We start from the raw sequence: 6,259 nt of genomic DNA, 5'->3' as shown, positions 1-6,259 counted from the left end.
CAACCTCGTGCATATCCTTTATGTGAAGATCGATAATGTCACCGAATGTACGAGCCCGCACAGCAACCTTCGGTTTGGGTGATCCGCTGCGGTCAATATTGCGCTCCATGGCGAGCGCCCAGTCCTCCCATCCTTGCGGCGCACCTGCACGCGCCAGTTCCCGGAAGGCAATTGAGTGAGCTGGTGGCACCCATGATGGATTTAGCGAGAGTTCAAGTCTTTCAATTGGTTAGACTGCGGCATGTGCACGACGTGTGCACCGGGAGGTCAAAAAAATCTCATGGCGGCCAATCTGAGCTGTGAGCAGGCCTTCTGAGTGGGGTAGGGCCGCGTCAGGGTAGTGGCGGCCGCTACCATCTGCCGAATGCACAGCGCGGGCCACGTTCCCGACGCACGCTGGCTCCGCTCGCGGTCAAATGGAGCACAATGAACAAGGGCACGACCTTCTTCTCTCGCTACGATCGCTTGCCGCTGTGAGCAATATTGCCGTCTAGGACCGGATCGCTATGACCGTCCAGCAGCGAAGCGCGGTGCACTGCTCAAGTTCGAACGACAGCATTCCAATGCCCATTGAGGCACGGGTGAACCTGGTGCGCGAGGCTCGTATCTCCTTGCATGATATCGGTCACTACAAGCGAAGCCGGAATCACGTCACGGGATCAGGTGTCCCTGCACAGGCATGGCCGGACTGGTTTTCGCCGACGAGCCGGATCTGGATCGATGCCTTCAACGAGGGGGCGGTCTATTCGCCGGACGGCGTGGTCATTCAGTTCGACAATGGAGCGATCTGGCAACGAGGCTTGCCGCCGCTCCGACGCAGGTAGAACGCTGCATCGGCCATTCGGCATCGACCTAATCCGTGCATAGCGCGCGGCTCGTTCCTGGCAACACTAGGCGGAGTCCGATCTTCTTGTGCGGTGACCGTCTCCCTTGCTGGGGGAGTGCGCATTCTGAACTTGCTCAACTTTCAAGGCGTCGCTGGCGGCGGCGCCTTTTGCTTGTCGCGAGCATGGCTGACTATGCAAAAACGGCAAGAACACCAATCCGCACATCGGGAAAATGTGGCATGGGAGGCACAGTCTCCCGCTAAAGATGCATAAGCTGGGAAAGCGCCGATTCCGCATAGACGTGCTGTGGTAGCATCTGCTCGTTTTCCGAGTCCTCACGCGGCCGGATTGTTCTTCGGCTGTGGAGGGCAGTAGAAGAGTGGGGATCGCCAGATGCAGATAAAGGTCGGGACGTCGGTATCGACGGCTGGTTTTGTTTGGCGGTTGGGCGCGGCGGCAATTGCCGCCTTACTCATGCTCCCCAATGATGCGGCGCGAGCCGATGAAGGCGGCGTCAGCTTTTGGATCCCCGGATTTTTTGGCAGCCTCGCGGCCGTTCCCCAACAGGCGCCGGGCTGGTCGGTGACCTCGGTCTATTATCACACTTCGGTTTCCGCCGGCGGCGACGTGGCGCGGGCGCGCGAGATCACGATTGGTCGCTTTCCTGCGAATCTGACGGCCAACGTGAACGCGAACGTCAATGCGAATGTGGATCTTGGCTTGTTGGCCGGGACCTACACTTTCGCCACACCGGTGCTGGGTGGGCAGGCCTCTGCCAGCCTGTTGACGGTCTACGGCTCCAACTCCACGTCGCTGGCGGGATCGCTTACGGGAGCATTGACGCTCCCGGGCGGCGGAACGCTCCCCTTCTCGCGGTTCGACAGCATCGACAGCTCGCTCATTGCATTCGGTGACCTGATCCCGCAATTCGCGCTGCGCTGGAATGCCGGTGTCAACAATTACATGACCTACATTACCGCCGACCTCCCGGCCGGCGCCTACCAGTCGACCCGCCTTGCGAATTTGGGGATTGGGCACTGGGCTATCGACGCGGGCGGCGGCTACACCTATTTCGATCCGAAGACCGGGCATGAATTTTCGGCGGTGCTGGGATTCACCTACAACTTCGTCAACCCGTCCACTCAATATCAGAACGGCGTCGACATGCACCTCGACTGGGGCGCGTCGCAATTCCTGACCAAGCAGTGGCAGATCGGCCTCGTGGGCTACCTTTATCAGCAGATCGGTTGCGACAGCGGCTCCGGCGATCGCGTCGGCTGCTTCCGGTCGCGGGTGGTCGGCGTCGGACCGCAGGTTGGTTACATTTTCCCGGTCGGAGACATGCAGGGATATCTGAACCTGAAGGCCTACGGCGAATTCGCCAATGAAAATCGGCCAGCAGGCTGGAATGTCTGGCTGACGTTCAATCTTCAGCCTGCGGCGGCAACGCCGCCTACGTCCTCAAGGCCGAGGTTCACGAAATAGAAGCGCAGGTGCCACCCATCTTTGTGACGAATTGAGCATCTGGTTGAATTGATCCTGAACCAGGCGATGAGCTGGGCGGATCTCGCACGGGATGAAGGCGCACAGAACAAAGCTATTGCAATCAAGTCGACGGCGGCAGCGCATGAAGTGGATTGCAGGCAGGCGACGATGGTGGATCATTCCCGCGGGCGTGGTCATCGCCTACCTGATGCTGGCCTATGTCGTACTGCCTGCATTGTGGAGCCATCACGAACGCGAGCCGGGCCTCGCTTCCTTGCCCATGGTAACCCGTACCGCGAGCGGCATCCCGGGCGATGCGCTCAATGTCGGACTCGTCGGCAGCAAAGAAGATGTGCTGCGCGCCATGCATGCAGCCGGTTGGTTTCCGGCCGACCCAATCACATTGCGCTCCAGCATTGAAATCGTCGGCAGCGTGGTGCTCGATCGGCCATACCATGATGCGCCTGTGAGCCCGCTTTACTATGACGGAAAAAAGGAAGAGCTCGCCTGCGAGAAGCCGGATGGCAGGAGCGCTGATAGACGGCATCACGTCCGGCTTTGGATGGTCCTTGGAAAAGGAAGCGTTGGCCGTCCGGTCTGGCTGGGTTCGATCACGTTCGATCGCGGCGTCGGTCTCAGTCACGATACGGGGCAGGTGACCCATCACATCGCCCCCGACATCGATGCCGAACGTGACCTGCTAATGCGGGATTTGCGGGAGGCAGGTATGGCACAAGACTTCTTCCAGATCTCCGGAACCGGCCCGACCTTGTTCGGCCGAAACGGCGAAGGCGATCTGTACTATACGGATGGAGAAATCCACGTCGCCACGCTGGTCGTCGATGGTGCCAGGCGAACAGAAGCGCCAGTGACGATGCCCCCACCACCGCTGATAGCCCTGAAGGACCGGGTCTGGCACGGCATCCGCAGCGCGCTCAGCCAATGATCGCGACGGTCTCCTCGGCCATTCACTTCAAGCGTGCGCGAAGATCGTCGGTGAGGCGGTTTAGTTCACGGTCATTCGGGACGAGGCGAGAGAGCCGCTCAGCATATTCGAGTGCGGCACCGATGTTTCCGGAATCGCGGCTGAACGTGACAAGGGCAGACAGGCTGTCGCGATCGTCTGGATGCCGGACCAGGTTGGCCTTCAAGACTTCAATTGATTCACCGACGCGGCCCGACGAATGCAGCGCCACGGCGTACACGTAGGCGTAGCGCGACCGGTCAGGTTCGAGTTCGCTTGCGGTCTGGAATTCGCTGAGCGCGTCGTTCGGTCGTTTCTGCCTGATAAGGGTGAGCCCCAGAGCATGGTGCAAGCCGCCGTCGTGCCGTGAAGACGTGATCGCTGTTCTCAGGATGCTTTCTCCCTCGCCATCCCGGCTGAGTTGCCGGTATAGGTCCGCCAGATTGATCGCCGCGGGCGTGTATTGGGGGCTGAGCCGAAGGGCTGCCTTGTATTCGCTCTCTGCATCGGTTGTCAGCCCGCGGCGCGCATGGAAGTTTCCAAGCGCCGAGCGGGCTTCGGGCCGGTCCGCGTTGAGGCGTTGCGCCGCAATGAACTCGGCCGCGGCCCGCTCAAACGCTGCGCGGTCGGAGGCGGGCTGGTTGGCAGTAGGCACGGCGGCCAAAACGGACATCGCCCTGATACGAACGCCGCGGCTTGGATCGGATAGAAGCGACGAGACAAGCGGCCAGATCCGGTCGCCCGGAAGGCCATCGAGCATGTCAAGCGCTGCGACCCGCACCATTGGATCGGGATCGGCCAATTCCTTGCGGGCGAGTTCAATATTCGCAGGCGAGACCCGCGAATGAAGTTCGCTGAGAGCGCTCGCACGCGCGATTGCCGGCGCTGTGGGACTGGCCGCCACCACAGCCAGCAGCGCGGCCGCGTCGCTTCGGTCGGTCCAGGACGCCTGGAATGCCTCGGCGTAGTTCTGGAAACCTTTTCGGACAGGCCCGTGCCAGCGCTCGATCGCGTCGGCCGCCCATTGTGCGGATTTGTCGGTATGGCAGTTGTTGCAGGCATTTGGGGTGCCAAGCTTCACGGAGAGATCCGGCCTCGGAATTCGAAGGCTATGGTCGTGCCGCTTGTCGACCACCATGTAGGTGCTGACAGGCATATGACACGACGCGCAAGTCAGTGCCGGCGTTACGCCCTCGTGGCGATTATGTGAGGCAACTTCATATCGGTCGGAGACGTGGCATTGCAGGCAAACGCCATCGCCTGGAGCGCGGAGTTTCGCGGCGTGAGGTTCATGGCAATCGCTGCAAGTGACGCCGGCCGCGAACATCTTGCTCTGCTTGAACGGGCCGTAATTGTACACCTCGTCGCGCATCTGCCCGTCGGCATGATACAGGCCGCGAGCAAGGAGAGCGACGGCGTGCGTGTCGGATAAGGGTTGTCCCGGCACCCAATCTTCGGAGAATTCGCCGCGTCGCGCGTGGCACAGCCCGCAGGTCTCGACCTCTCTACGTGTTACCGCAGCCGTGATGCCGCGTTGCGGATTGCCGGTCTTCGGCTCGGGGTGCCAAGTGACGCCGTTACGCTCGTTCAGCAAGGCGGTCAGTCCTTTGCGCGGGTCATCATCTTTTCCAAACCAGCTTCGCTGGCTGCGCGCCCAATCGATGTGGCGGGAGCCCTTGCCGTGGCACGCCTCGCAGCCAACGCTGATTTCCGTCCATGTCGTGTGGAAACGATCATTGGTAGCGTCGTAGTTCTTCTGCACGCCGGTTGAATGACATTCCGCGCACATGAAATTCCAGTTTTGATTGAGGCTGGTCCAATGCAGCACGTCGTCGTGCTTGATCTCCTCATTGGGATAGAGATGAAACCAGCGTTGACCGCCCTGGTCCTTCGGCCGGCCATCCCAGGCGATTGAAAGCGCCTGTACGCGGCCATCTGGGAATTCGATCAGATATTGCTGCAAGGGATCAATGCCGAAGGTGTATTTCACTTCGAAGGTCGCAAGCTTGCCGTCCGGGCCGTCGGTTTCGACGAAGAACTTGTCGTCCTTTTTGAAAAACCGCGAATGCACGCCGAAATAGTCGAACCTGGCATTATCGAAATTGCCGAGCACGGAAGCGGCCGTGGCGTGCTGCATGGCATGCTTGTGCTGAGATTCCTTCCACAACGCGGTTTCGGCCTGGTGGCACCCAGCGCAGGCTTCGCTGCCGACAAAGGCCAGGGCAGGGGCCGCGCTTCGGGGGCGAAGCACTTCGGGCAAAGGCAATCCGCCGCCCAGGAACAACAGGACCAGGCCACCAACGGCGATCACGCCGACCGCTGCCAGTGACACGAATAGCGGCTTCGAGCGGGAAGCGGCGCTCCGAGCGTTGTCCGTCTTGCCGAGGCTTGGCTTCGAAGTGCCCACGCGCGGAGGGGGCTTGTCAATCTTGCCGGTCGTGCCCTTGTTGCGCGCCACTGGCTCTGCCCTTTAGGACCTGCGATCCTCAGAGCTTGATCAATATGGGCCAATTCGGGCTATGCAGATTCGGCAACGAGCACGGTGATCGGCGCTAATTCTTATTCCGATTCTTGCTCGCGCCCCTCAAGGCCGGTGTTGGTGACAATGTCGCTGGGTCGGTCATCTGCATGCAAGTCAAAAGGTCAACATAGCTGCCCGTTCCCAAAAGCGTCGCTTCGGCCGCGCAGCGGTCGCGAACGGAAGCAGAATAATTTGACCAGATGGCGGCAAGCTGCTGTTGCGCAGAATTCTCGTCGCGCATGCAATTCTCAACTGATTGAGGAAGATCGAGGTTCATGGCCTTGTCCGTGGCCGCCGTTTCTTTGCAGGTCCTTTCGACGTTGATAACAGGCACCACATCTCCGACGGGTATCACAAATGGACCGCCAAGTTGAGTGACCAGTGCGAGTGATAAGAACGCGCCGTTCATTGGAGGCTCCTTCCGACGATCTCGTTGTGCGTTGGGGGCGCTCTTTTTGAGAG

At 60.4% G+C, this 6,259-nt stretch carries 5 protein-coding genes; 3 read left to right on the top strand and 2 right to left on the bottom strand.

Annotated elements, in window-relative coordinates:
- The first annotated feature begins 506 nt into the window (after window positions 1-506).
- From CV770_RS06305 to CV770_RS06295, 3 genes are all read left to right on the top strand, one after another.
- A complete protein-coding gene (locus CV770_RS06305; RefSeq protein WP_146101252.1) occupies window positions 507-824 on the top strand; it encodes a hypothetical protein in 318 nt (105 codons plus the stop codon).
- A gap of 477 nt (window positions 825-1,301) precedes the next feature.
- Window positions 1,302-2,312, top strand: a complete 1,011-nt coding sequence (locus CV770_RS06300) for a SphA family protein (protein ID WP_201759718.1) — start codon at window positions 1,302-1,304, stop codon at window positions 2,310-2,312.
- Between the two features lie 142 nt (window positions 2,313-2,454).
- Window positions 2,455-3,258 (top strand): LssY C-terminal domain-containing protein, encoded by an 804-nt coding sequence (locus CV770_RS06295; RefSeq protein WP_104461692.1) that lies wholly within the window; start codon window positions 2,455-2,457, stop codon window positions 3,256-3,258.
- A gap of 22 nt (window positions 3,259-3,280) precedes the next feature.
- On the opposite strand, the gene CV770_RS06290 is transcribed toward CV770_RS06295, so the two are convergent.
- Both CV770_RS06290 and CV770_RS06285 read right to left on the bottom strand, forming a co-directional pair.
- A complete protein-coding gene (locus CV770_RS06290) occupies window positions 3,281-5,413 on the bottom strand; it encodes a tetratricopeptide repeat protein (RefSeq protein ID WP_104461699.1) in 2,133 nt (710 codons plus the stop codon).
- Window positions 5,414-5,828: 415 nt separating this feature from the next.
- Window positions 5,829-6,206 carry a hypothetical protein gene (locus CV770_RS06285; RefSeq protein ID WP_104461691.1) on the bottom strand — a complete coding sequence of 126 codons (378 nt, stop codon included), beginning with the start codon at window positions 6,204-6,206 and terminating at the stop codon, window positions 5,829-5,831.
- Window positions 6,207-6,259: the final 53 nt, after the last annotated feature.

Origin of the sequence: Bradyrhizobium sp. AC87j1, assembly GCF_002936975.1 — a bacterium.
GTDB classification, from domain to species: domain Bacteria; phylum Pseudomonadota; class Alphaproteobacteria; order Rhizobiales; family Xanthobacteraceae; genus Bradyrhizobium; species Bradyrhizobium shewense.
This window is presented reverse-complemented; position numbering and strand designations above follow the sequence as displayed.